Here is a 21,802-nt window from a genome sequence, read left to right as displayed (position 1 = left end):
TGGCGTACCCAAGAGTGCCTTGAGCCCGCCATGATGTCCACTGGCCTGTACGGAATGTTTAGCGCATCACGATGCCCCGATGAGCCATGTAAGCTTTGGCTTCCTGCACGGTGTATTCGCCAAAGTGGAAAATACTCGCCGCCAGTACCGCACTGGCATGGCCTTCGATGATGCCGTCGGCGAGATGTTGCAGGTTGCCAACGCCGCCCGAAGCAATCACCGGAATGCCCAGCGCATCGCTGATGGCGCGGGTTACGCCCAGGTCGAAGCCGTTTTTCATGCCGTCCTGATCCATGCTGGTCAGGAGGATTTCGCCAGCGCCCAGCGCTTCCATTTTCTTCGCCCACTCAACGGCATCGAGACCGGTGGGTTTGCGACCGCCATGGGTGAAGATTTCCCAGCGCGGGGTTTCGGCAGGTCCCGAGACCTTCTTTGCATCGATGGCGACGACGATGCATTGCGAACCGAAATGCTGCGCCGCTTCCCCGACGAATTCAGGATTGAACACGGCAGCGGTGTTGATCGACACCTTGTCCGCGCCGGCATTGAGCAGGTTGCGAATGTCCTGCACGGTACGCACGCCACCGCCCACGGTCAGCGGGATGAAGACCTGGCTGGCCATGCGCTCCACGGTGTGCAGCGTAGTATCGCGGCCGTCGACGCTGGCGGTGATGTCGAGAAAGGTAATCTCGTCCGCGCCCTGCTCGTCATAGCGACGGGCGATTTCCACCGGGTCACCGGCGTCGCGAATATTCTCGAACTTCACACCTTTGACAACCCGGCCGTTATCCACGTCCAGGCAAGGGATGATGCGTTTGGCCAGAGCCATGCTTAATCTCCGATTAAGAGTTGCAAGCTTCAAGCTACAAGCTGCAAGAAAGAGCGGATCGCGGTCGCGCTTCTAACTTGCAGCTTACAGCTTGGAGCCGGTCGCGTAGCTGTCACAAAAAGCCTGTGCTTGCGCCACATCCAGCGTGCCTTCATAAATCGCGCGACCTGTAATTGCGCCGATGATGCCCGGCGCCTTCGCATCGAGCAGCGACTTGATGTCGCCGAGGTTGTGGATGCCACCGGAGGCGATCACCGGGATTTTCGTGGCAGCGGCCAGGGCGGCGGTGAACGGTACGTTGCAGCCCTGCATCATGCCGTCTTTGGCGATGTCGGTATAAACGATCGCAGACACGCCGTCAGCCTCGAATTGCCTGGCCAGATCAATGACCTGAACCGTGCTGATTTCAGCCCAGCCATCGGTGGCGACGAAACCGTCCTTGGCGTCCAGACCGACGATGACTTTTCCCGGGAACGCGCGACAGGCTTCAGCAACGAAGGCCGGATCTTTCACGGCCTTGGTGCCGATGATCACGTAGCTCACGCCCGCTTTCACATAGTGCTCGATGGTTTCCAGGGAGCGAATGCCGCCGCCGATCTGAATCGGCAGGTGCGGGTAGCGTTTGGCGATGGCGGTGACCACTTCGCCGTTTACCGGCTGGCCCTCGAAGGCGCCGTTGAGGTCGACCAGATGCAGACGGCGGCAACCGCCCTCCACCCACTTGGCAGCCATGCTCACCGGATCATCGGAGAACACTGTGGAATCTTCCATGCGGCCCTGGCGCAGACGAACACAGGCACCGTCCTTGAGATCGATAGCGGGAATAATTAGCATGCTTTTCCTTCGTCAAAGAGCTGCAAGCTGCAAGCCATAAGCTGCAAGCGCGCACGCGTGGATACTTCTTGCAGCTTGAAGCTTGAAGCTTGCCGCTGCCCTAATTCTTTTCGAGCGCCCACAGGTCGCTTTCAATGCTTTCGAACCTCTCTTTGAGGTGCGTCTGCACATCGAAAATCGCCCTGTTGTAATAGTGCGGAGCAATTTTACGGGTAAACAGCTCAAGGATTTCGGCCGCTTCGAACGAACCCAGATCCAGTTCGAAGCGCTCCTCCATGAAGCGCTTGATCTTGTGATTGGCGTCGCTCTCCTGCTCGGGAGTGAGGGTCAGGATCGGCGGCTTCGACTTCTTGACGGCCATTTACCAGCGACCGTCCCACGCGGCGAAGTTCTGCAGCAGTTGCAGGCCATGGGTATGGCTTTTCTCCGGGTGAAACTGCACGGCGAAACGCGAGCCCTCAGCCAGCGCTGCGGCGAAATCGACACCGTAGTGACCGCCGCCCACCACCTGCCGCGCGTTGCCGGCCGCGATGTAATAGCTGTGCACGAAGTAGAAACGCGCCAGGTCCGGAATGTCGTGCCACAGCGGGTGACTGACCGTCTGCTTCACCTGGTTCCAGCCCATGTGCGGGACTTTCAAATGCTCGCCGTCTTCGTGCAGGTCTTTGCCAAAGAACTTCACTGCGCCCGGAAACAGGCCGATGCAGTCGACGCCATCGTTCTCTTCACTGCTGTCGAGCAGGGCTTGCATGCCGACGCAGATGCCAAGGAACGGACGATCCTTGCTGACTTCACGCACCAGAGAATCAAATCCCAGGCGACGGATCTCCGCCATGCAGTCGCGAATCGCGCCGACGCCGGGAAACACTACCCGGTCGGCTTCGCGAATCACATTGGCATCGCTGGTGATCAGGACCTTCCCGGCACCGACGTGCTCGAGGGCCTTGGCCACCGAGTGCAGGTTGCCCATGCCGTAATCGATTACCGCGACCGTCTGCATTACAGAACGCCTTTGGTCGACGGCATCTGACCGGCCATGCGGTCATCCAGCTCGACGGCCATGCGCAGTGCGCGGCCGAAAGCCTTGAACACGGTTTCGATCTGGTGGTGGGTGTTGTGTCCACGCAGATTGTCGATGTGCAGGGTCACGTTGGCGTGGTTGACGAAGCCCTGGAAGAACTCCTGGAACAGGTCAACGTCGAAACCGCCGACGGTGGCGCGGGTGTAGGGAACATGCATTTGCAGACCGGGACGGCCGGAGAAATCGATCACCACGCGCGACAGCGCTTCATCGAGCGGCACGTAAGCGTGACCGTAGCGACGGATGCCTTTTTTGTCGCCGATGGCTTTGGTGAACGCTTGACCGAGGGTGATACCGACGTCTTCCACGGTGTGGTGGTCGTCGATATGCAGGTCGCCCTTGCTGACGATATCAAGGTCGATCAGCCCGTGACGGGCGATCTGGTCCAGCATGTGCTCAAGAAAAGGCACACCGATATCAAACCGGGCCTTTCCGGTGCCATCCAGGTTGATCGAGGCTTTAATCTGGGTTTCCAGAGTGTCGCGCTCGACTGACGCCATACGTTCGGCCATCACCAGCTCCGCAAATCATTGGGCGAAAAAGGCAGCCATTATAGGGGCGCGGGCGGGAAACAGAAACACGGGAGGTGATATCGCTGACGGAGTGAATTCCGGGGTGTGGCGGGTAGACATGTCCATACAAGCAGATCAGGCGGGTTACAAAACGACTGTGGGAGCGAGCTTGCTCGCGATGAGGCCATCACATTCAACATTTCTGTCGACTGTAAGGCCGCTATCGCGAGCAAGCTCGCTCCCACAGGTCATGCGTCAAGCAGGTAGCTTAGTTGAACAGCACCGCCGTCTTCTGCAGCGTCACCCAGACACCCCAGGCCAACGGAATGCCCACCACCAGCCACGCAGCAATCGCCAGCGGCTTGGTGCCCGGCGCCGCTTTCCACTCCAGCACGGTGCTGGCATCGGCGCCCTTGTCGTGACCCAGCGCCTGTTCGGCAGCCAGTTCAGCGTCGGTCATGAAGTACTTGTCCGCCACCGGACGCACCAGCAGGTTGCAGATGAAACCCAGCACCAGCAGGCCCGCGAGGATGTACAGGGTGATGTCGTAAGCTGCCGCGCGTTCGACGCCGATGCTCAATTGATATTCACGCAGGTAGTTCACCAGCACCGGACCCAACACGCCCGCCGCCGCCCACGCCGTCAACAGACGACCGTGAATCGCGCCGACCATTTGCGTACCGAACAAATCGGCCAGGTAAGCCGGAACGGTTGCGAAACCGCCGCCATACATCGACAGAATGATGCAGAACGCCGCCACGAACAGCGCAACGTTGCCCAGGTGCCCCAGGTTCGGGATCAGTGCATACAGGGCGAAGCCCAATGCGAAGAACACAAAATAGGTGTTTTTTCGGCCCAGGTAATCCGAGAACGATGCCCAGAAGAACCGCCCGCCGATGTTGAACAGGCTCAGCAAACCGGTGAAGCCGGCAGCAATCGCAGCGATCGATGCAAGTTGGCCGGCGTCCAGCTGACCAAACGCCTGATCAGTGCCCAGCAATTTGCCGCCAAACACTTCCTGCAACAGCGGCGAAGCCATGCCGAGGATGCCAATACCCGCAGATACGTTCAGGCACAGCACCAGCCAGACCAGACGGAATTGCGGTGTTTTCCACGCCACATTCACGTGCACGTGACGATGGGTGATCATCGCGTTCGCGGCTTTTTTCGCCGGGGCGGTCCAGCCTTCAGGCTTCCAGCCGGTTGGCGGCACGCGGTAGGACAGCGCGCCGCCGATCATGAACACGAAATAGATCGCGGCCATCACCAGGAAGCTCTGCCATACGCCGACGCTGGTTGGCGAGGCGAAGTGGCTCATCAGGGATGCAGCCAGTGGAGCACCGACCATCGCACCACCGCCGAACCCCATGATCGCCATGCCGGTCGCCATGCCGCGTTTGTCCGGGAACCACTTGATCAGGGTCGAGACCGGCGAGATGTAGCCCAGGCCCAGGCCGATACCGCCAATGACGCCGGAGCCGATCCACATCAACCAGATCTGATGCGTGTAGACGCCGAGCGCTGAAATCAGCAGGCCGCCACACCAGCACAACGCCGAGACAACACCGGCCTTGCGCGGCCCGGCGTGTTCCAGCCAGCCGCCCCAGATCGCAGCCGAACAGCCGAGAAAGATGAAGAACAGGGTGTAGATCCAGCCGAGCATGGAAATCGGCCAGTCACATTGCGACGAAAACACTTGTTCGATGAAACCCATTTCCGGCGCGCAGGCTACTGCCTTGGTCACGCCCAAGGCTTTGGACAGTGGCAACCAGAACACCGAAAAGCCGTAGGCCATGCCGATGCAAAGGTGGATGGCCAGCGCGGCCGGTGGTACCAGCCATCGGTTGAAACCGGGCTTGGCGATAATGCGCTCCTTGGACAGGAACGCTGGCTGGTCGGCGCTGAAGCCGTCCGCCGTGGTACTCGTGCTCATTGTGTATCCCCCAATTATTAATAGGGTTCGCCAGCCACTGCTCAACCCAGCCTTATGCACACGCATGACTGTTTTATTGGTTGAAGCTCCAATTTGGTGCGACAGCATGCCGCAGAAGGACGGACGAACCGGCAGAGGTTACCATCTGAACGTGACAGAAAAACCAATCTGATATCACTTTTTGCAAGCCATGCGACTGGCCGGGTGCTGGAGCTGCCCCAAGGAACCGCCAGGCCGATCATCGTCGCGCCAGATGCACTGCCGAGGTGATCGCTGACCGGTCATGTGATTTGGAGCGCTATACTCCCCGGCTAAATTTGAATTCGACTAACTACAAGGACTCGCCCATGAAAGCGTTCGGCAAAATCCTGGGTCTGGTACTTCTCGGGCTGTTGCTGATCATTGTGGCGCTGGGCTTTGCCCTGACCCACCTCTTCGATCCCAACGACTATAAAGACGAGATTCGCCAGATAGCCCGCGATAAGGCTCACATCGAGCTGACGCTCAATGGCGATATCGGCTGGAGCCTGTTCCCATGGCTGGGCCTGGAGCTGCATGAAGCCAGTGTCGCAACCCTGAACAAGCCCACCGAGCCCTTCGCCGATCTGCAAATGCTCGGCTTGTCGGTTCGGGTATTGCCACTGCTGCGCCGCGAAGTGCAGATGAGCGATGTCCGCGTAGAAGGCCTGAACCTGCGCCTGAACCGCGACAAGGATGGTCACGGCAACTGGGAAGACATTGGCAAGGCGCCGTCCGATCCCGCCACCGCGCCGACTGCCGGTGAAGCCGCACCTGACACCACCGCCAAGGCGGAAAAACCGGCGCAGCCGATCCGGCTCGACATCGACAGCCTGACCGTCAACAACGCTCGCGTTGAATACACCGACGAAAAAACCGGCAAGCTGTTCAGTGCTGAAAGCATCCAGCTGAGTACCGGCCCGGTACATGATTCGACCAATATCCCGGTAAAACTCACGGCATTCCTGGGCAGCAACCAGCCCGTGCTACGCGTGCGTACCGAGCTTAACGGCGAGTTGCGCTTCGAACGCGCGTTGCAGCGCTACAAACTCGAAGACATGAAATTGTCCGCAGAAGTGTCTGGCGAGCCGTTGCAGGGCAAGACCTTGACCTTCGCCGCGCAAGGTCAGCTCCTGCTGGATAAAGCAGCGAACGTCGCCGAATGGACCGGTATTAAGATCTCCGCCAACCAATTGCGCGCACTCGGTGAGCTGAAGGTCAACGACCTCGACAAAACGCCGCAGATCACTGGCGGTATTTCGATCGCCCAGTTCGATTTGGCGAAATTTGTCGACAGCATCGGCCAGAAGCTTCCAGCAATGGCCGAAGGCAGCCTGAGTAAGGTCGAACTGGTCAGCCGCGTGTCAGGCACCCCGAAAAGCCTCTCGCTGGACAACATCAATCTGACAGTCGACGACAGCAGCTTCAGTGGCCGCATTGCCATTGAGGATTTCGCCAAGCAATCGCTGCGCGCCATCCTCAAAGCCGACACCTTTAACGTCGACCGCTATTTGCCACCGAAGTCCGCCGAAGCCAGCAGTGCAACGCAAGTGCGTCAGGCCGAAGTGGCCAGCACCGAAGCCGACGCCATGGCCGGTGCGGGTAGCACGCCGCTGCCGGCAAAACCCACCACAGGCGCCTGGAGCACCGAGCGTTTGCTGCCGGTGGAGCGCCTGAGCAAGCTCGACGTCGACGCCGACCTGACTTTCGGCCTGCTGACCCTGGACAAATTGCCGATTCAGAATGCCGCGCTCAAGGCCACCGGCCAGGGCGGTTTGCTGACCCTCGAGAATTTGCGCGGCGATCTGTACAACGGCAACTTTGAAGCCAAGGGCACCCTGGACGTGCGTCAACCGGTACCCGCGTTGAGCATGCAGACGAATATCAGCAAAGTCCCGGTGGAAAAAATCCTCGAAAGCCAGGGTAAAAACCCGCCGGTCCAGGGTTTGATCACCCTCAACAGCAATCTGACCGGCAGCGGTAATAGCCAGAAGGCGCTGATCGAAAGCCTCAATGGCAATGCCAGCTTCGTCATCAACAACGGCGTGCTGCTCAACGCCAACCTCGAACAGCAACTTTGCAAAGGCATCGCCACGCTCAACCGCAAAATCCTGAGCGGCGAGCCACGCGGCAAGGACACACCGTTCCAGGAGCTCAACGGGAACCTGACTTTCCATAACGGCGTCGCCAGCAATCCGGATTTGCGGGTTCGTATCCCCGGCATGACCGTAAAGGGTGACGGCGACGTCGATCTGCGTGTGCTGGGCATGGATTACCGCGTGGGCATTATCGTCGAGGGCGACAAAAGCGACATGCCCGATCCGGCCTGCCAGGTTAACGAGAAATTCGTCGGCATCGAATGGCCGCTACGCTGCCGCGGGCCACTGGAACTCGGCGCCAAGGCGTGCCGCCTCGACAACGAACGCATGGGCCAGGTCGCCTCCAAACTGGCCGGCGACAAACTCAGCGAAAAAATTGACGAGAAACTTGGCGACAAGGTCAGCCCTGAGCTGAAAGACGCGCTGAAGGGGCTGTTCAAGCGATGAGAGCGGAGCAGTTTTCAGCGGCCGTACTGGACTGGTACGACCGCCACGGCCGCCACGATTTACCCTGGCAGCAAGGCATCACGCCCTATCGGGTGTGGGTCTCGGAAATCATGTTGCAGCAAACCCAGGTCAGCACCGTACTGAATTACTTCGACCGGTTCATGGCGTCCCTGCCGACGGTCGAAGCTCTGGCCGCCGCCCCGGAAGATGAAGTCCTGCACCTGTGGACGGGCCTGGGCTATTACACCCGCGCGCGAAACTTGCAGAAAACCGCAAAAATCGTCGTTGCCGAATACGGCGGAGAGTTTCCGCGCGATGTCGAAAAACTGGTCGAGCTGCCGGGGATCGGCCTGTCCACCGCGGGCGCGATCGCCAGCTTGAGCATGGGTTTGCGGGCGCCGATTCTGGATGGCAACGTCAAACGCGTCCTGGCACGCTTCACCGCGCAAGAGGGTTATCCCGGCGAGCCGAAGGTGGCCAAGCAGCTGTGGGCGAATGCCGAGCGCTTCACACCGCATGATCGAGTCAATGCCTATACGCAGGCGATGATGGATCTGGGCGCGACGCTGTGTACGCGCAGCAAACCGAGTTGCCTGTTGTGTCCGCTGGAAAAGGGCTGCGAAGCGCACCTGCTTGGCCTGGAAACCCGCTACCCGATCCCCAAGCCGCGCAAGGCCGTGCCGCAAAAACGAACATTGATGCCGATGCTCGCCAACGATGACGGCGCGATTCTGCTCTACCGGCGTCCTTCCACAGGCTTGTGGGGCGGTCTGTGGAGCTTGCCCGAACTCGACGACCTTGATGACCTGCAGCATCTGGCAACACAGCACTCGCTGGAACTGGGCACGCAACAAGCGCTGCCGAGTCTGGTGCACACTTTCAGCCATTTTCAGTTATCCATTGAACCCTGGCTGGTTCAGGTTCAGGAGGCCGGCCATCACGTGGCCGAGGCCGACTGGCTCTGGTATAACCTCGCCACCCCGCCGCGCCTGGGCCTTGCCGCCCCGGTCAAAACCTTGCTCGAACGCGCGGCCGCCGTATTGAACGCAGGAGAGTCGTCATGACCCGCACCATCATGTGCCGCAAGTACAAAGAAGAATTGCCCGCCCTTGAGCGCGCTCCGTTCCCGGGTGCCAAAGGCCAGGACATTTTCGATCACGTCTCGGCCAAGGCCTGGGCGGACTGGCAAAAACACCAGACCCTGCTGATCAATGAAAAACGCCTGAACATGATGAACGCCGAAGACCGTAAATATCTGCAGGGCGAGATGGACAAGTTCTTTTCCGGCGAGGAATACGCCAAGGCCGACGGCTACGTGCCACCGGCTGAATAATCCCGCTGTCTTTGGGGGTCGGATCGTAAGCGACGGTAATAATTAAATATTTTTTGAAAACTTGCTTGACGACCCTCTGAAAAACCCGTTTAATGCGCCCCGTTGCCCAGATAGCTCAGTCGGTAGAGCAGGGGATTGAAAATCCCCGTGTCGGCGGTTCGATTCCGTCTCTGGGCACCAAATACCGAAAACCCTGAATCGCAAGATTCAGGGTTTTTTTATGCCCGGGATTTGATTACGGGTCTGGCAACTCATCCGGTTTGCCATAGCCCTGCCTGCTGAAACGGACTACAGGCTGTACTCCTTGAGCCCTGCTCGCAGTCGGCGTGGTCCCGCAAAATCAACCGAACCTTCCTTCCGATTTAACAGCCGCGCCCGGCATCTTCTACCTGACTTCCTTGCAATGATTTCCATCTGTTCATTTGGCGGTGGAAGACTTCATGAGCGTACCCGGACCTGGCAATACTCAAGACTCGCACCTCGACACACTGCTCGGTGATTTGGGCAAGCTGATCCGCGAGGCACGACTGAAAATTCTGCGCACGATTGATACCGTTCAGGTGCAAACCTGCTGGCAGATCGGCAGGCATATCGTGGAATTCGAGCAGGAGGGGGCTCGGCGTGCGGGGTACGGTAAACGTTTGCTTCCAACCCTCGCGATCAACCTGACTGGCCAGTTCGGCAAAGGATTTGACGAACGCAACCTGCGCTATATGCGGGATTTCTATCAGACTTTTCCAATTTGGGGCGCACTGCGTTCCGAATTGAGCTGGACACATTATCGCCGACTGCTCCGCGTAGAGAATGATCACGCCAGACATTGGTACATGAACGAGTCGGCCGTTCAAAACTGGTCCAGTCGAGCTTTGGAACGTCAGATCAACACGCTCTATTACGAGCGCCTGCTGGTAAGCCGCGACCGGCCCGCCGTTGAGCAGGAGGCCTACACCAACCTTCAGCAAATGAACGCACAACCCAGAGATTTCATCAGGGATCCGGTGATGCTTGAATTTCTAGGCCTGCCCAATGCAGGCCTTACGCAGGAAACCAGTCTTGAACAGGCATTGATCAATCAACTTCAAGCCTTCTTGCTCGAGCTGGGCAAAGGCTTCGCGTTCATCGCCCGGCAGCAACGGATCAGCACAGAGAGCAAAGACTTTTACATCGACCTGGTGTTCTACAATTACCTGCTCAAGTGCTTTGTCATTTTTGATCTCAAACGGGGTGAGTTGACCCATCAGGACGTAGGGCAGATGGACATGTACGTGCGCATGTATGACGACTTGAAACGCGGCCCGGAGGATGGTCCGACCGTCGGGATTATTCTTTGCGCACAAAAAGACGAGTCGGTAGTGCGTTATTCAATACTCGAAGGTCATGAACAATTGTTCGCCAGCAAGTACAAGCTTGTACTGCCGAGTGAAGAAGAATTGCGTGCGGAACTGGATCGCGAACGCGCGGCAATCGAAGAGCGGCGACTCGCCCAGAGCACTTGATAACGACTATCGTTGACAGCCACCGGCAAAGGTCGCACCTGATGAATCTGCAGGACATCGCACTGCCCGCCACTCAAGTCGAGTCGCCGCCAGCAAAGTTCGTTCCCGGCCACCCCTTCCAAGAGCCCGCCGCAGACGGCTACACCCTTGGCGGTTTCACCTGGCGGCATTCGTCTCAAGACATCACACGTCCAGTGGTGATCATCAACGCCGCCACCTCGGTCCGCTGCCGGCATTACTCGCGCTTCGCCGATTATCTTTTCGCCAACGGCTTCGACGTTATCACTTTCGATTACCGCGGCATCGGCGAGTCGCGACCGTTATCGCTGAGACGATTGCACGCGTCGTGGTCCGATTGGGGCGTTTTGGACTTCGAGGCAATGCTCAAGCGTGCCGAGCGTGAATTTCCTGGTCAACCCATAGATGTCGTAGGCCACAGCTTTGGTGGCTGTGCTGCAGGCTTGGGCGCATCCGGGCAAGTCATACGGAACATGGTCACCGTCGGTGCGCAATTCGCTTATTGGCGTGACTACGCCCCGGCGCATCGCTGGCGAATGTTCGGCAAGTGGCACATCGCGATGCCTTTGTTAACGATGCTCTGCGGCTACTTCCCCGGCAAACGCCTCGGCTGGCTCGAAGATACGCCCGCTGGCGTCGTCCGCGACTGGAGCACACCGACAGCGCGGTACGAATTGCGCCCCAGTGGCAAGCGAATCCACGCTGTCAGCGGCCAACTACCTTTCGCCGATGTCAGCGCGAAAATCCTCGCCATCAGCATCACAGACGACCCTTACGGTACGATCCCAGCCATCGAACGCCTGCTCGATTACTTCATCAACAGCGCAAAGACCCATCTGCGCATCGCCCCTGAAGACATCGGCGAACAGGAAGTCGGACATTTCGCCTTTTTTCGCAGCGCATACCAAGCCACACTATGGCCCATTGCATTGTGCTGGTTGCAGAACGGCGAGCTGGCCCCCGATACACCCGGGCGGACAGTGCCACGCAGTCAATCCCTTTAACGTACGACGGATCAAAAACCCATGGCTTCCGCCAACAAACAGCAAAAACGCGCCACCCGCGCCAAAGCCAAGGCCAAGCAGAACCGCACCCAGCGTGCTGCCGCGCCGGTTGAGCTGGACCCGAATGATGATCGCATCGACTTTGAGTCGGTGGACCTGACCGACCTGTTCAAAGAAATGATCGACGCGGAAAAGATCAGTCAGCAAGCCATGTGCAAAGCGTTCCTTGAACACCCACTGCTCGCACTCGTGCTGCAGCAGGAAGGTGAAGAAACCGCGACAGACTTCATCATCGGCGCGTTGATCGAGTATCGCCAATGGTCCACCGAAACAGACGAAGCCGGCGCGCTGGCCTGGATCGAATCCCCAGCCTTCCAGGTTGATTACGTAGCGGCATCCGAAGCCATCGCGGGCCAAAATCCACAGAAACCAGACTGAGTTCCCATGGCCTCCCTGAACAAGCAACAGAAACGCGCAAAGCGCGCCAAGATCAAAGCCAAGCAAATCAATATCCACGGCAGAAAACCTGCCGCCCTGGAGGATGACCTCGGTGAGATCGGCGAACCGATCCCGGAATACACCCTGAAGATGTTCAGCAAAATGCGCGACGCAGAAGCCAACAGCCGTGGCGACATGCTGCAGGTTCTGCTGTCGGAACTCGCTGGAATCATCAGTGACCAGCCCGAACTGCTGGACATGGAAAACGCCGATAATGAAGCCATGGCCGCCACTCACCTGGCCGCCGACATGCTGATCGATTACCGCATGTGGGCCGACGGCATGGACCGCGAGGCCGCACAGGCCTGGCTGACCGATCCGCAATTCATCACGGATTTCAGTACCGCGCTGGACAGCTATCGCCAAACGCTGGATGGGCAGGAAGCAAAGGGCGAGTAATACGCGCTTGCAAACAAAAACGGCCGTCTGTCATCCCTGACAGCGGCCGTTTTGCGTCACCCCAAACACATCAATTCAGCGCAACTGCCCCGACTCTTTGCATCTTGCGACGCCGGGACACGATCAGCCCGGCAGCGACTACCAGCACACTCAGCAAACCGGTGGCGAGGATTTCCACGCGATGGGCTTCCTGGAACAGCATGATCGTCAGCACTGCGACAATGAACACGATGACGGCGTACGTCAGACCTGGAAACAACCACATCTGAAACTCGACTTTCTCGCCAGCCGCCTTGCGTTTCTGACGCATGCGCAACTGGGAAACCGCGATCACCAGGTACACCAGCAATGCGATGGCGCCGGAGCTGGCCAGGAGGAATTCGAACACCGCGGCCGGCGCGACGTAGTTGGCGAAAACCGCGAGAAATGCAGCGGCGGTGGACAGCATCACTGCCCAGTAAGGCGTGCCGCTGCGATTGGTGCGCGTGGAGAGGGTCGGCGCGTCGCCGCGTTTGCCCAGCGAAAACATCATCCGCGAGGCGGTGTAGAGCGCCGAGTTCAGGCAACTGGTGACGGCGACCAACACGACGATGTCGACGATCAGCTTGGCGTTAGCAATGCCCATGCGCTCGAGCACCGTCTGATAGGAACCGACGCTGGCCAGTACCGGGTCGTTCCAAGGCACCAGCGCCACAACGATGAAAATCGACACGAGGTAGAACAGGCCGATCCGCCAGATCACCGAGTTGGTCGCCTTGGTGATTTGCTTGCCGGGGTCTTTGGATTCCGCCGCAGCGATGGTCACGATCTCTGTGCCCATAAAGGAGAACATGGTGGTCAGCATGGCGGCGAGTACAGCGCCCATGCCGTTCGGCAGGAAACCCTGAGTATCGAACAGGTGCGAAACACCGCTGACCTGGCTGCTCGGCAGCAAGCCGAAGATGGCCAGAACTCCCAGCACGATGAAGCCGATGATCGCGATGACCTTGATCAGAGCAAACCAGAATTCGAACTCACCGTAATTCTTCACACTGAACAGATTGGTCGCGGTCAGTAGCAGTGTGATCACCAGCGTGAAAGCCCAGATCGCGATGTTCGGGAACCACGCATGCAGAATAGTCGCCGCGGCGTTGGCTTCCAGCGGAATCACCAGCACCCAGAACCACCAGTACAACCAGCCAATGGTAAAACCGGCCCAATGTCCAATCGCACGATCGGCGTAGGTCGAGAAAGAGCCCGTGTCCGGCGACGCCACGGCCATTTCACCCAGCATGCGCATCACCAGCACGACTAACGTACCGGCAGCCGCGTAAGCCAGCAGCACGGCAGGACCTGCCGCAGCGATGGCATGGCCCGAGCCGACGAACAGGCCGGCACCGATAACCCCGGCGATCGACAGCATGGTCACATGACGCGGTTTGAGCCCCTGTTCGAGGCCGTTGGAGCTTGAATTACTGCTCATAAAACTACCTTTGTAAGGGAAAGCGGTGTACGTCCATCCCGCTGAGGATTCTTTCTCGTAAAAAGAAACCAACGGGGCGTTTCTTATTCTGCACGCAATAATTACGCCAAAATGTAACAAAGTCTGTAAAGCCGTGGGATGCGGACTGACTGGACAGTCATCCCAAGTCATTGAGAACAATGGCAATTCGCCAGAACGTTACCCTGTGACTCACTTTGAGAACGTATAGGCGCACCAGAAACACAACGAAAAAAGCCACTCGCGCCATAAAAGTGCAGTTCAGCTACGTTTGTCCGGATAGCGCTTCCAACACCCTGCCAAAGGTGGCAACATCGCGCCTTTTTTTACGCGACACCTACAGCGTCTTATTTTAGAGAAGGCTTCAAACAGCTGTTCGGTTGATAGCAGCGCGACAGTCTGCTGCGCCGATGCGACACCCGACCGCACGCCACCCGTTTACCGCTCCAACCGCTGTTGGCTGCGATTCAGACGCTATGCTAGCTTGGCCGCCTCGCCAGGAAGGCCGCTAACAGCAGGAGCGAAATACTATGAGGAACGCACATGGCTGAGGCCACGCCCGCGCTTGAAATCCGCAACTTGCACAAACGCTACGGCCAGCTTGAGGTGCTCAAGGGCATCTCGCTGACCGCCCGCGACGGCGATGTGATCTCGATCCTGGGTTCCTCCGGTTCCGGCAAATCCACGTTCCTGCGTTGCATCAACCTGCTGGAAAACCCGCATCAGGGTCAGATCCTGGTGGCTGGCGAAGAACTCAAGCTGAAGGCCGCGAAGAACGGCGAACTGGTGGCTGCCGACGGCAAGCAGATCAATCGCCTGCGCAGTGAGATCGGTTTTGTGTTTCAAAATTTCAACCTGTGGCCGCACATGAGCGTGCTCGACAACATCATCGAGGCCCCGCGACGCGTGCTCGGTCAGAGCAAAGCCCAGGCCATCGAAGTTGCCGAAGCCTTGCTGGCCAAGGTCGGCATCGCCGACAAGCGCCACGCCTACCCCGCCGAACTGTCCGGCGGCCAGCAGCAACGAGCGGCCATCGCTCGCACACTGGCGATGCAGCCCAAGGTGATTCTGTTTGACGAGCCCACTTCCGCTCTTGACCCGGAAATGGTCCAGGAAGTACTTAATGTCATCCGCGCATTGGCCGAAGAAGGCCGCACCATGTTGCTCGTGACCCATGAAATGGGCTTTGCCCGTCAGGTCTCCAGCGAAGTGGTGTTCCTCCACCAGGGCCTGGTCGAAGAACAAGGATCGCCACAGCAGGTGTTCGACAACCCGCTTTCGGCGCGCTGCAAACAATTCATGTCCAGCAACCGCTAACGGAGCTACCCGCATGCAGAACTTCAAAAAAATCTTCCTGGCAGCCGCCGTCACCCTGGCGTTCAGCGCCGGTGCCGCCGCCGAGACCTTGAAGATGGGCATCGAAGCGGCTTACCCGCCGTTCAACAACAAAGATGCCAGCGGCAACGTCGTCGGCTTCGACAAGGAAATCGGCGACGCGCTGTGCGCCAAGATGAAGGTTGAATGCACCGTGGTCACCTCTGACTGGGACGGCATCATCCCGGCCCTGAACGCGAAGAAGTTCGACTTCCTGATCTCTTCGATGTCGATCACCGACGAGCGCAAGCAAGCGGTGGACTTCACCGACCCGTACTACTCCAACAAGCTGCAATTCATCGCGCCGAAAAACGTCGAATTCAAAACCGACAAGGATTCCCTGCAAGGCAAAGTGATCGGCGCACAACGTGCGACCCTCGCCGGCACCTGGATGGAAGACAACATGGAGGGCGTTGAAGTCAAACTCTACGACACCCAGGAAAACGCCTACCTCGACCTGACCTCGGGTCGTCTCGACGGCATTCTGGCCGACAAGTACGTCAACTATGAGTGGCTGAAAAGCGAAGCCGGCAAGTCCTACGAATTCAAAGGCGATCCGGTGGAAGAAAGCGACAAGATCGGCATCGCTGTACGAAAAGGCGATGCGATCCGCGAGAAGCTGAACATCGCTCTGAAAGAAATCGTTGCCGACGGCACCTACAAGAAAATCAACGACAAGTACTTTCCGTTCAGCATCTATTGATTCTGACCTGCCGGACCGGCGCCGTTCTCTGACGGCGCCGGTCCCCTGCATTGCCTGCCGCGATTGAAAAGAATTCCATGACTATCGATCTCTACGGATTCGGCCCCGCGCTCGCCGCTGGCGCGCTGATGACTGTGAAACTGGCACTCTCGGCCTTGTGTCTCGGGCTGGTGCTCGGTCTGCTCGGCGCCTTGGCCAAGACTTCTGCGTACAAGCCGCTGCAATGGCTTGGCGGCACGTATTCAACGTTGGTTCGCGGCATTCCGGAATTGCTCTGGGTACTGCTGATCTACTTCGGCACGGTCAATCTGATGCGTGCCCTGGGCGAATTTTTCGGCAAGCCCGACCTCGAACTCAACGCGTTCGCTGCTGGCGTTATTGCGCTGGGGCTGTGCTTTGGCGCGTATGCCACAGAAGTTTTCCGGGGTGCAATTCTGGCGATCCCCAAAGGTCACCGTGAAGCGGGCGTCGCGTTGGGCCTGTCGAAATTTCGCATCCTTACCAAGCTGATCATGCCGCAGATGTGGCGAATCGCCCTGCCCGGCCTGGGCAATCTGTTCATGATTCTGATGAAGGACACCGCGCTGGTGTCGGTGATCGGTCTGGAAGAAATCATGCGCCACGCACAAATTGGCGTGACCGTGTCCAAGCAACCTTTCACCTTCTATATGGTGGCGGCGTTCATGTACCTGGGCCTGACAATTCTGGCCATGACCGGCATGCACTTCATGGAAAAACGCGCCGCTCGCGGCTTCGCGAGGAGCACCCAATGAACTGGGAAGTCATCATCAAGTGGCTGCCGAAACTGGCCCAAGGCGCAACGCTGACCCTGGAGCTGGTGGCCATCGCCGTGATCGCCGGGTTGCTGCTGGCGATCCCGCTGGGCATCGCGCGCTCATCGCGTCTGTGGTACGTGCGCGCTTTTCCCTACGCTTACATCTTCTTTTTCCGTGGTACGCCGTTATTGGTTCAGCTGTTCCTGGTCTACTACGGCCTGGCGCAGTTCGACGCGATTCGCAGCAGTTCAATGTGGCCGTACCTGCGCAACCCGTTCTGGTGCGCGACCGCCACCATGACGCTGCACACGGCTGCGTACATTGCCGAGATCCTGCGCGGTTCGATTCAGGCGATTCCCAAGGGCGAGATCGAAGCCGCGCGGGCGCTGGGCATGTCCCGCGCCAAAGCGATGTTCTACATCATCCTGCCCCGCGCCACCCGCATCGGCCTGCCCGCGTACAGCAACGAAGTGATCCTGATGCTTAAAGCCAGCGCCCTGGCCAGCACCGTGACGTTGCTGGAGTTGACCGGCATGGCACGCACCATCATTGCCCGGACTTACCTGCCGGTAGAGATCTTTTTCGCCGCCGGCATGTTCTATTTGCTGATGGCGTTTGTGCTGGTCCGCGGCTTCAAGCTGCTGGAGCGCTGGCTACGCGTCGATGCCTGCCAGGGACGCTGATTCCTGCGTGTTGACGGGCGAGGAGCTGCTCGCCCGCTTCATGGCGCTGGATGACTTTCTGACACAGCATCAGGCGCTGTGGAAGCCTCGGCCGTTCACGCATCTGCATCTGCCTTGGGAAGCGTCCTGCCCGCAATTGTCTGACTGGCTACGGCGTCGGTCGTTGGAAGATGCTGAAAGCGCCCATAACCAACCTGCACTTCTCAATGCGCCAGAACCCTTTGCTTGCCTGGCGGCCATGTCGCTGGAACTGAGTGCGGTCGGTGAATTGCCTTCGTTTGAACTCGAAGCGGCAGGCCATCGCCTGAACGTCGATGTGCCAGGGCGCAAGTGGCAGCAGATCGAGGCGTTTGCCAGTCGGTTGATCTTTGCCGCAGCGCCGGTGCATTGGCTGGATTGGTGTTCGGGCAAAGGTCACTTGGGTCGACGATTGTTGCAACCTTCTCAACAGCTCACATGCCTGGAATACGATGCGGCATTGGTAGCCAGTGGGCAGGCTCTCAGTCAGCGTCATCAGCTGCATGCGCGGCATGTCGAACAGGATGTTCTAGCGCCTGGCGTTTCCTCCTTATTGAACGCCGTGCACACACCAGTCGCGTTGCACGCCTGCGGTGATCTGCACGTAAGGCTGATCCAGCTGGCCAACGAGGCGGGTTGCAAACAACTGGCCATCGCACCTTGCTGTTACAACCGGATTAGCCAGACGGCTTACCAACCGATGTCCGGCGCGGGTTCGAGATCCGACTTACAGCTTTCACTCGACGATCTGTCGCTACCGGCCAGTGAAACCGTTACCGCCGGTGCCCGTGTCAGACGTCAGCGTGATACCTCAATGGCGCGGCGCCTGGGTTTCGACCTGCTGCAGCGAGAACTGCGCGGTGTTGATGAATATCTACCGACCCCTTCAATACCAAGCTCATGGCTGGATAAATCATTCGCTGAATACTGCCATCATCTGGCCGCGCTGAAAGAGTTATCCACACCCTGCGCGCGAGACTGGACAGCGCTTGAAGCCGCTGGTTGGCAGCGATTGGCCGAGGTCCGCAATCTTGAACTGCTGCGCGGAATTTTCCGCCGCCCGCTTGAGCTCTGGCTGGTCATTGATCGGGCGCTTTTCCTTCGTGAGCAGGGTTACCAAATTCGCCTTGGAACCTTCTGCGCAGCGCCCCTGACGCCGCGCAATCTCATGCTGCTTGCAGAAAAACCTTAACGCCCACAGCCTGTGGATAACTCTGTTGATGAAATTATACTGGATCCAATATTTACAGCTGTTTCATGGCTGAAACTACGCTGTTCAGTTTTCGTACACTTGCATAAAAAACCACAAAAACAGGCATTTGCGTCCTAAGTGAGAACGGATCCACAAAATCGCCTTTCAAGCTTTAATACGTTTGGCGCGTTGTGCATAAGCGTTAAGCCGAAACAACATAAACAGATTTCCAGCGTCGACTATCTGCCCCAAGCGCCGGGATTCCTTGGCTGGAAGTCGTTGAGCGATGAAAGGAAAAACAGCCGCTTGCTACGGATTCGCCGAGGTGTTTTCCTGGCTCGCGAGCCTTACATGAGACCGTCGCAAAAATAGTCTGAATTCAGGGGTTTACAGAACGATTCCAATCGCTATAATCGTCGCCCTAACACGCCGGTATAGCTCAGTTGGTAGAGCAACTGACTTGTAATCAGTAGGTCCCGGGTTCGACTCCTGGTGCCGGCACCATACAAGGTTCCAGAGAAGGCTTTCAAAATCTCTGAAACCCCCGAGAAACCCGCCTGCTGCCGTAATGCTGTTCACTTAAGCATTTGAGCTCACGCCGAGGTTCCTCGGAAATCCGATGCCGGATATCTGGCATCGGATTTTTTATGTCTGTTCATCAGCATCTGCTCGACCTCGGCGACCTTTTCAACTTCTCTGACTTAAGCACCTCCACTCAAAATATCCCCGTTGAGTGGGTTGCATCCGCCTTGGATCTTTCCAGCCAGGCAACCATCAGGCGACGGCGCTTACCCGCCGACCAAGTGCTCTGGCTTGTGCTTGGAATGGCGTTGTTTCGCGACGAGCCGGTGCACGAGGTCGCGAGGCGGCTCAATATCTGCGCTCAAGGCTTGGCCACAGATCATCTGCTGGCCCGTAGCGGGGTGACAGAGGCTCGTAAACGGCTTGGTGCGGATCCAGTCGAGTGGAATTTTTCGCAAAACCTTCGCTCAATGGGGCTCCGAGCGCTGCAGCGAAGGGCTGTTTTTGGATCACCGCCCAAGGCCTTCGAGGCCACATGCAAAATCTCACCAGTCACAAAGTCCACGCTCTCCAGATAAACAACCGCCTGCGCAATATCGCTGATCTCACCCATATGCCCGACCGGGTTAAGCGGATGGTGAACACACCTATCCGATCTTTACCGCTTGTCGTAACGCTTCCGTGCCTCGTTAAACCCCTCCGACTGCTCGATCACCCATGTCCACAGCGGAATCATCTGCACCAATAATCCCATTCCAAGCTCGGTCAGAGCATATTCGACACGCAAGGGCTTCTCGCCAAAATCGCAACGAGAGATCAGCCCGTCGCGCTCCAGCTGGCGCAGCGTGTGAGTGAGCATGCGTTGAGTGACGCCCTGCAATCGGCGACGTAACTCCGCGTGTCGCAAGGGGCTGGTCACACCCAGCGCATGCACCACGCCTAGCGACCATCGGTTACCGGAATGGCTGAGGATATCGCGCTTGAGACCATCCTCATCCTCGCTAAGCGCGCGACAGGCATTCTGTGAAAGCCGCACGATTTCCTGAGCCTCCAGGCCGCTCGGTATCACCGATGTACCTACTTTTTGCGCTTCGATGTCCATGACAAGATTCCCAGCTTCAAGTACGTCAAACAGGGGCTCACCATGCAGGCTGCTATTTCAAACGTCAAACAACGTATTCTGGTATTAGGGGCCGGCGAACTGGGGCTTGCCGTATTGCAAGGACTGGCCGGCCGATCAACCGAACCGGCGAGCATTACTGTGCTGCTGCGTCAAACCACTGTGCAGAACTCGTCCATGGAAAAACAACAGGATATCCAAACCATCAGGAAGCTAGGGGTTGCCATTGAGACAGCCGACATCACCAATGCTTCCGTCGAAGAGCTTGCTGCGGTACTGGGACGCTTCGAAACAGTGATCAGCTGCGTAGGGTTTGCTGCGGGCCGTGGCACTCAGCGTAAACTGACTGAAGCCGCGCTCACGTCTGGGGTGAAACGCTATATTCCATGGCAGTTCGGCGTTGATTACGACTTGATTGGCCGTGGCAGCCCTCAAGATCTGTTCGACGAGCAACTGGATGTTCGCGACCTTTTACGCGCTCAATCTCGGACTGAATGGGTGATTATTTCCACCGGTATGTTCACCAGCTTCCTATTCAATCCAGCTTTCGGAGTCGTTGACCTGACCGCCGGACAGGTCAATGCGCTGGGCAGCTTTGAAACCAAGGTTACGGTAACAACACCGGAAGACATAGGCACGCTCACCGCCGCCATTTTGCTGCACAGCCCGCGCCTTATTAATCAAGTTGTTTACACCGCTGGTGACACCCTCACCTATGGCGCGTTGGCTGATTTGGTTGAGCGAGTCACCGAACGGAAAGTCGAGCGCCGAGAGCTTAGCGTGCAGCAGTTGCTAGCAGACCTTGCAGAAAAACCTGACGATAATCTAAGAAAATACCGGGCAGTTTTTGCTATGGGCCGAGGTGTGGCGTGGGACGTGGCGAGGACATTCAACGCAATACATGGATTACCAGTGACAAACGCAGAACAATGGGCGCAATCAAGTCTGCGTCATAGTTAAGGTCGGCAGACGCGCGTTGAGTAGCTGAAAAAACGCCAATTCTTATGGCAGGAGTCGTTCGATTTCGCTCACTCGCCGCATCGTCAGTCGAGTCAACACATCCCTCATAAAGTAAACGCACCTTGCTCAGATTGGGCAGGCGTCCACCGATGCGGGAGTAGTTGCTGGATCTCGCTCGCCCGCTGCGTCGGCAGACGCGTGAGGACGTCTTTTAAATAAGCATATGGATCATGCCCATTCAGCCGCGCAGACTGGATCAAGTTCATAATCGCCGCAGCTCGTTTCCCGCTGCGTAGCGACCCTGCGAAGAGCCAGTTCTTACGCCCAAGAGCCCACGGTCGGATCTGGTTCTCGGCCCAGTTGTTGTCAATCGGAACGGCGCCGTCATCAAGATAGCGCGACAGCTTGTGCGTTAGCGGCTCCTCTGGTTCAAGCGCTGGAGTCTGATACTTGGCGGCATGTACGTTATCTAC

Annotated in this window: 21 protein-coding genes, 2 tRNA genes and 3 pseudogenes; 16 read left to right on the top strand and 10 right to left on the bottom strand. The window is 58.0% G+C overall.

Annotated features, from left to right (window positions below; all coding sequences use genetic code 11):
* Positions 1–58: 58 nt before the first annotated feature.
* The 6 genes from hisF to ACYZT1_RS02150 all read right to left on the bottom strand — a co-directional run bounded on the left by hisF (position 59) and on the right by ACYZT1_RS02150 (position 5,189).
* Positions 59–829: an imidazole glycerol phosphate synthase subunit HisF gene (gene hisF, locus ACYZT1_RS02175; RefSeq protein ID WP_462017458.1), complete on the bottom strand. Its 771-nt coding sequence runs from the start codon at positions 827–829 to the stop codon at positions 59–61.
* 84 nt (positions 830–913) lie between these two features.
* Entirely contained in the window at positions 914–1,663 is a 750-nt protein-coding gene (gene hisA, locus ACYZT1_RS02170) for a 1-(5-phosphoribosyl)-5-[(5-phosphoribosylamino)methylideneamino]imidazole-4-carboxamide isomerase (RefSeq protein ID WP_462017457.1), read from the bottom strand.
* Positions 1,664–1,763: 100 nt separating this feature from the next.
* Positions 1,764–2,024: a DUF2164 domain-containing protein gene (locus tag ACYZT1_RS02165; protein WP_462017456.1), complete on the bottom strand. Its 261-nt coding sequence runs from the start codon at positions 2,022–2,024 to the stop codon at positions 1,764–1,766.
* Entirely contained in the window at positions 2,025–2,663 is a 639-nt protein-coding gene (gene hisH / locus ACYZT1_RS02160; protein ID WP_462017455.1) for an imidazole glycerol phosphate synthase subunit HisH, read from the bottom strand.
* The gene (gene hisB / locus ACYZT1_RS02155; RefSeq protein WP_007939452.1) at positions 2,663–3,256 is read right to left on the bottom strand and encodes an imidazoleglycerol-phosphate dehydratase HisB; all 594 of its coding nucleotides are present in this window, start codon (positions 3,254–3,256) and stop codon (positions 2,663–2,665) included. The genes hisH and hisB overlap by 1 nt, the downstream gene beginning before the upstream one ends.
* Positions 3,257–3,524: 268 nt before the next feature.
* On the bottom strand, positions 3,525–5,189 hold the full coding sequence (locus tag ACYZT1_RS02150) for an OFA family MFS transporter (protein ID WP_462017454.1): 1,665 nt from the start codon (positions 5,187–5,189) through the stop codon (positions 3,525–3,527).
* A gap of 347 nt (positions 5,190–5,536) precedes the next feature.
* On the opposite strand from ACYZT1_RS02150, the gene ACYZT1_RS02145 reads away from it, so the two are divergent.
* The 8 genes from ACYZT1_RS02145 (at position 5,537) to ACYZT1_RS02110 (ending at position 12,501) form a co-directional block, all read left to right on the top strand.
* Positions 5,537–7,753 (top strand): AsmA family protein, encoded by a 2,217-nt coding sequence (locus ACYZT1_RS02145; RefSeq protein ID WP_462017453.1) that lies wholly within the window; start codon positions 5,537–5,539, stop codon positions 7,751–7,753.
* On the top strand, positions 7,750–8,817 hold the full coding sequence (gene mutY / locus ACYZT1_RS02140) for an A/G-specific adenine glycosylase (protein WP_462017452.1): 1,068 nt from the start codon (positions 7,750–7,752) through the stop codon (positions 8,815–8,817). The genes ACYZT1_RS02145 and mutY overlap by 4 nt, the downstream gene beginning before the upstream one ends.
* Entirely contained in the window at positions 8,814–9,086 is a 273-nt protein-coding gene (locus tag ACYZT1_RS02135; RefSeq protein ID WP_008149405.1) for an oxidative damage protection protein, read from the top strand. The genes mutY and ACYZT1_RS02135 overlap by 4 nt, the downstream gene beginning before the upstream one ends.
* A 104-nt stretch (positions 9,087–9,190) precedes the next feature.
* Positions 9,191–9,266: transfer RNA gene (locus ACYZT1_RS02130), tRNA-Phe, on the top strand.
* Between the two features lie 260 nt (positions 9,267–9,526).
* On the top strand, positions 9,527–10,582 hold the full coding sequence (locus ACYZT1_RS02125) for a PDDEXK nuclease domain-containing protein (protein ID WP_462017451.1): 1,056 nt from the start codon (positions 9,527–9,529) through the stop codon (positions 10,580–10,582).
* Between the two features lie 41 nt (positions 10,583–10,623).
* Positions 10,624–11,604 carry an alpha/beta hydrolase family protein gene (locus ACYZT1_RS02120; protein WP_462017450.1) on the top strand — a complete coding sequence of 327 codons (981 nt, stop codon included), beginning with the start codon at positions 10,624–10,626 and terminating at the stop codon, positions 11,602–11,604.
* 21 nt (positions 11,605–11,625) lie between these two features.
* On the top strand, positions 11,626–12,042 hold the full coding sequence (locus tag ACYZT1_RS02115) for a hypothetical protein (protein ID WP_462017449.1): 417 nt from the start codon (positions 11,626–11,628) through the stop codon (positions 12,040–12,042).
* A gap of 6 nt (positions 12,043–12,048) precedes the next feature.
* Positions 12,049–12,501: a hypothetical protein gene (locus ACYZT1_RS02110; protein WP_462017448.1), complete on the top strand. Its 453-nt coding sequence runs from the start codon at positions 12,049–12,051 to the stop codon at positions 12,499–12,501.
* A gap of 70 nt (positions 12,502–12,571) precedes the next feature.
* Here the strand turns inward: ACYZT1_RS02110 and gabP are convergent, their stop codons facing one another.
* Positions 12,572–13,963 (bottom strand): GABA permease, encoded by a 1,392-nt coding sequence (gene gabP, locus ACYZT1_RS02105; RefSeq protein WP_462017447.1) that lies wholly within the window; start codon positions 13,961–13,963, stop codon positions 12,572–12,574.
* 561 nt (positions 13,964–14,524) lie between these two features.
* Between gabP and ACYZT1_RS02100 the strand changes: the two genes are divergently transcribed.
* The 7 genes and pseudogenes from ACYZT1_RS02100 to ACYZT1_RS02070 all read left to right on the top strand — a co-directional run.
* Positions 14,525–15,298 (top strand): ABC transporter ATP-binding protein, encoded by a 774-nt coding sequence (locus ACYZT1_RS02100; protein WP_462017446.1) that lies wholly within the window; start codon positions 14,525–14,527, stop codon positions 15,296–15,298.
* Between the two features lie 13 nt (positions 15,299–15,311).
* Positions 15,312–16,058: an ABC transporter substrate-binding protein gene (locus ACYZT1_RS02095; RefSeq protein WP_462017445.1), complete on the top strand. Its 747-nt coding sequence runs from the start codon at positions 15,312–15,314 to the stop codon at positions 16,056–16,058.
* A 77-nt stretch (positions 16,059–16,135) separates the two neighbouring features.
* Positions 16,136–16,831 (top strand): ABC transporter permease, encoded by a 696-nt coding sequence (locus ACYZT1_RS02090; RefSeq protein WP_462017444.1) that lies wholly within the window; start codon positions 16,136–16,138, stop codon positions 16,829–16,831.
* Complete coding sequence (locus ACYZT1_RS02085) at positions 16,828–17,517, top strand: ABC transporter permease (RefSeq protein WP_462017443.1); 690 nt, start codon at positions 16,828–16,830, stop codon at positions 17,515–17,517. Before ACYZT1_RS02090 ends, ACYZT1_RS02085 begins: the two co-directional genes overlap by 4 nt.
* Positions 17,498–18,727: a methyltransferase gene (locus tag ACYZT1_RS02080; protein ID WP_462017442.1), complete on the top strand. Its 1,230-nt coding sequence runs from the start codon at positions 17,498–17,500 to the stop codon at positions 18,725–18,727. The genes ACYZT1_RS02085 and ACYZT1_RS02080 overlap by 20 nt, the downstream gene beginning before the upstream one ends.
* A 428-nt stretch (positions 18,728–19,155) precedes the next feature.
* A tRNA-Thr gene (locus ACYZT1_RS02075) sits at positions 19,156–19,231 on the top strand.
* A 143-nt stretch (positions 19,232–19,374) separates the two neighbouring features.
* Positions 19,375–19,735, top strand: a pseudogene (locus tag ACYZT1_RS02070) (transposase domain-containing protein); the annotation flags it as partial.
* A 46-nt stretch (positions 19,736–19,781) separates the two neighbouring features.
* Here ACYZT1_RS02070 and ACYZT1_RS02065 read toward each other — a convergent pair.
* Together ACYZT1_RS02065 and ACYZT1_RS02060 are read right to left on the bottom strand one after the other, a co-directional pair.
* Positions 19,782–19,880: pseudogene (locus ACYZT1_RS02065) on the bottom strand (3-oxoacyl-ACP reductase); the annotation flags it as partial.
* A 27-nt stretch (positions 19,881–19,907) separates the two neighbouring features.
* Positions 19,908–20,351 carry a winged helix-turn-helix transcriptional regulator gene (locus ACYZT1_RS02060; RefSeq protein ID WP_462017441.1) on the bottom strand — a complete coding sequence of 148 codons (444 nt, stop codon included), beginning with the start codon at positions 20,349–20,351 and terminating at the stop codon, positions 19,908–19,910.
* 42 nt (positions 20,352–20,393) lie between these two features.
* Between ACYZT1_RS02060 and ACYZT1_RS02055 the strand changes: the two genes are divergently transcribed.
* Positions 20,394–21,329 carry an aromatic alcohol reductase gene (locus ACYZT1_RS02055; RefSeq protein WP_462017440.1) on the top strand — a complete coding sequence of 312 codons (936 nt, stop codon included), beginning with the start codon at positions 20,394–20,396 and terminating at the stop codon, positions 21,327–21,329.
* Between the two features lie 104 nt (positions 21,330–21,433).
* Here ACYZT1_RS02055 and ACYZT1_RS02050 read toward each other — a convergent pair.
* Positions 21,434–21,799: pseudogene (locus ACYZT1_RS02050) on the bottom strand (transposase domain-containing protein); the annotation flags it as partial.
* Between the last annotated feature and the right edge of the window lie 3 nt (positions 21,800–21,802).

It is taken from the genome of Pseudomonas sp. PB3P13, assembly GCF_054897735.1.
Note: the sequence above shows the minus strand (reverse complement) of the source record. Positions and strands in the feature narration are given on the sequence as shown.

Excerpts from the sequence above, each read along its gene's own strand:
- hisF (WP_462017458.1), bottom strand. The coding sequence starts at position 829 with ATGGCTCTGGCCAAACGCATCATCCCTTGCCTGGACGTGGATAACGGC.
- hisA (WP_462017457.1), bottom strand. The coding sequence starts at position 1,663 with ATGCTAATTATTCCCGCTATCGATCTCAAGGACGGTGCCTGTGTTCGT.
- ACYZT1_RS02165 (WP_462017456.1), bottom strand. The coding sequence starts at position 2,024 with ATGGCCGTCAAGAAGTCGAAGCCGCCGATCCTGACCCTCACTCCCGAG.
- hisH (WP_462017455.1), bottom strand. The coding sequence starts at position 2,663 with ATGCAGACGGTCGCGGTAATCGATTACGGCATGGGCAACCTGCACTCG.
- hisB (WP_007939452.1), bottom strand. The coding sequence starts at position 3,256 with ATGGCCGAACGTATGGCGTCAGTCGAGCGCGACACTCTGGAAACCCAG.
- ACYZT1_RS02150 (WP_462017454.1), bottom strand. The coding sequence starts at position 5,189 with ATGAGCACGAGTACCACGGCGGACGGCTTCAGCGCCGACCAGCCAGCG.
- ACYZT1_RS02145 (WP_462017453.1), top strand. The coding sequence starts at position 5,537 with ATGAAAGCGTTCGGCAAAATCCTGGGTCTGGTACTTCTCGGGCTGTTG.
- mutY (WP_462017452.1), top strand. The coding sequence starts at position 7,750 with ATGAGAGCGGAGCAGTTTTCAGCGGCCGTACTGGACTGGTACGACCGC.
- ACYZT1_RS02135 (WP_008149405.1), top strand. The coding sequence starts at position 8,814 with ATGACCCGCACCATCATGTGCCGCAAGTACAAAGAAGAATTGCCCGCC.
- ACYZT1_RS02125 (WP_462017451.1), top strand. The coding sequence starts at position 9,527 with ATGAGCGTACCCGGACCTGGCAATACTCAAGACTCGCACCTCGACACA.
- ACYZT1_RS02120 (WP_462017450.1), top strand. The coding sequence starts at position 10,624 with ATGAATCTGCAGGACATCGCACTGCCCGCCACTCAAGTCGAGTCGCCG.
- ACYZT1_RS02115 (WP_462017449.1), top strand. The coding sequence starts at position 11,626 with ATGGCTTCCGCCAACAAACAGCAAAAACGCGCCACCCGCGCCAAAGCC.
- ACYZT1_RS02110 (WP_462017448.1), top strand. The coding sequence starts at position 12,049 with ATGGCCTCCCTGAACAAGCAACAGAAACGCGCAAAGCGCGCCAAGATC.
- gabP (WP_462017447.1), bottom strand. The coding sequence starts at position 13,963 with ATGAGCAGTAATTCAAGCTCCAACGGCCTCGAACAGGGGCTCAAACCG.
- ACYZT1_RS02100 (WP_462017446.1), top strand. The coding sequence starts at position 14,525 with ATGGCTGAGGCCACGCCCGCGCTTGAAATCCGCAACTTGCACAAACGC.
- ACYZT1_RS02095 (WP_462017445.1), top strand. The coding sequence starts at position 15,312 with ATGCAGAACTTCAAAAAAATCTTCCTGGCAGCCGCCGTCACCCTGGCG.
- ACYZT1_RS02090 (WP_462017444.1), top strand. The coding sequence starts at position 16,136 with ATGACTATCGATCTCTACGGATTCGGCCCCGCGCTCGCCGCTGGCGCG.
- ACYZT1_RS02085 (WP_462017443.1), top strand. The coding sequence starts at position 16,828 with ATGAACTGGGAAGTCATCATCAAGTGGCTGCCGAAACTGGCCCAAGGC.
- ACYZT1_RS02080 (WP_462017442.1), top strand. The coding sequence starts at position 17,498 with ATGCCTGCCAGGGACGCTGATTCCTGCGTGTTGACGGGCGAGGAGCTG.
- ACYZT1_RS02060 (WP_462017441.1), bottom strand. The coding sequence starts at position 20,351 with ATGGACATCGAAGCGCAAAAAGTAGGTACATCGGTGATACCGAGCGGC.
- ACYZT1_RS02055 (WP_462017440.1), top strand. The coding sequence starts at position 20,394 with ATGCAGGCTGCTATTTCAAACGTCAAACAACGTATTCTGGTATTAGGG.